Genomic DNA, 1529 nt, shown 5'->3' on the forward strand with positions numbered 1-1529 from the left:
CTTTATACTAAAAGTGAGTAGCAAAAACACGCTTAATAATTTAGAAAAATCACTAGTCACTCAAAACAGCCCCACTTGACGCAAACCCAAACCAAAAGCTGAAAAACAATCTGAGCTTATTGGTTTGCGTTTTACGCTCAGTGAATATGAGCAAATCAAAACAAGAGCTGGGCTTATTCCTATAGCCACTTATTTGAAGGATATTTTGGGTAAAACCGAAGTTTTTGAAAAATAAATTTGATTTTTTAGCCACTTATGACATAATACTAACAACTTACTTATTAAAGCTCATATTATGACTAGATTAGATTTACTCAAAAGAGTACAAAAAAGAAAAAGACAAATCGGTTTAACGATTGATAATATTGCCAAACTATCAAATCTTGGGAATAGAACCATCACTCGTTTTTTAGCAGGTGAAGATGTAAAAATGTCCACCGTAGAAAGTGTAACCCATTTACTTGGTCTTGATTTTGCTGGCAATGAAACACTCAGTATAAATGAACTGGAGCAGAATAGAGCTAAAGAAAAAGCGATTTATATGGTTTCATTGGTGCAGGATACCTCATCACTTGAACAACAAGGTTTAGATAATAAGCAATTAAATTTACTCATAGAGCAGGCTAAAGATAGCTTTTTACATCAGCACCAAAAAAGCCTGTGGATCAGCTAGTCTAATTTTTAACGCTTAATTATATTTGACCAATGGATGATAAAACTAAAATTGCCGATGCTACTTATGGAAGTGATTTATCAGGTTTAAAACTGGATAAAAACAAAACCTATAGTACCAATAAAACCTATAGTACCAATGAGATTTATTTTTTTGAGGCTCAGAATATTCTAAAAGCAAATCTTGATTATTTAGGAGGTATGCCTGATAAAAAACCAGACTCTTTTGATACTTATTTTTTATTAAAACTACATAAAGAAATGTTTGATGATGTGTGGGATTGGGCTGGAAAAATAAGAACAGTTGAGCTTAATTTTGGCGTTAAAGCTTACCTTGTTAGCACTGAACTGAGAAAATTAGTAGATGATCTGAATTTTTGGCATAAAAATAAAAACTTTGATGTTGTTGAAATTGCAGCAAGATTACACCATAGGGCGGTGGTTATTCATCCATTTATAAATGGAAATGGTAGATGGTCTAGAATGCTTGCTAATATTTATCTAAAGCAAAACAGCCTATCACCAACCAAGTGGAATGAAGATTTACTTGCTAAAGAAAATGTCCATAGAGGTGATTATATTCGAGCTTTAAAACAGGCTGATAATGGTGATTATGCACCACTAATTAAATTGCAGGGTAATTTGACTTAAATAAAAATGCAACATATTGATTGGAATAACTTAGGGCTAAAAGGAGGGAGCAAGCAAAAATCTTTTGAAGATATTTGTATGTTTTTATGTTGTAGAAAATTAAAAATATCAAAGATAAATTCATATCAAAATCAACCTGGAATTGAAACCGAGCCATTTGAAGTTAATGGCAAAAAAATATGGGTTTCAGGCAAAGTTTTTTGAGA

General features: G+C 32.0%; 3 protein-coding genes. All 3 read left to right on the forward strand.

The window, feature by feature from the left end:
* The first annotated feature begins 295 nt into the window (after positions 1 to 295).
* From BAZSYMA_RS00380 to BAZSYMA_RS00390, 3 genes are read left to right on the forward strand one after another with little or no spacing between them, the layout of a single operon-like run.
* Positions 296 to 673, forward strand: a complete 378-nt coding sequence (locus tag BAZSYMA_RS00380) for a hypothetical protein (protein WP_090714395.1) — start codon at positions 296 to 298, stop codon at positions 671 to 673.
* Between the two features lie 32 nt (positions 674 to 705).
* Positions 706 to 1323, forward strand: coding sequence for a mobile mystery protein B (locus BAZSYMA_RS00385; protein WP_090714397.1), 618 nt, complete (start codon positions 706 to 708; stop codon positions 1321 to 1323).
* Positions 1324 to 1329: 6 nt separating this feature from the next.
* Positions 1330 to 1527: a hypothetical protein gene (locus BAZSYMA_RS00390; RefSeq protein ID WP_090714399.1), complete on the forward strand. Its 198-nt coding sequence runs from the start codon at positions 1330 to 1332 to the stop codon at positions 1525 to 1527.
* Positions 1528 to 1529 lie beyond the last annotated feature (2 nt).

Origin of the sequence: Bathymodiolus azoricus thioautotrophic gill symbiont (genome assembly GCF_001298715.1) — a bacterium.
Classification (GTDB): domain Bacteria; phylum Pseudomonadota; class Gammaproteobacteria; order PS1; family Pseudothioglobaceae; genus Thiodubiliella.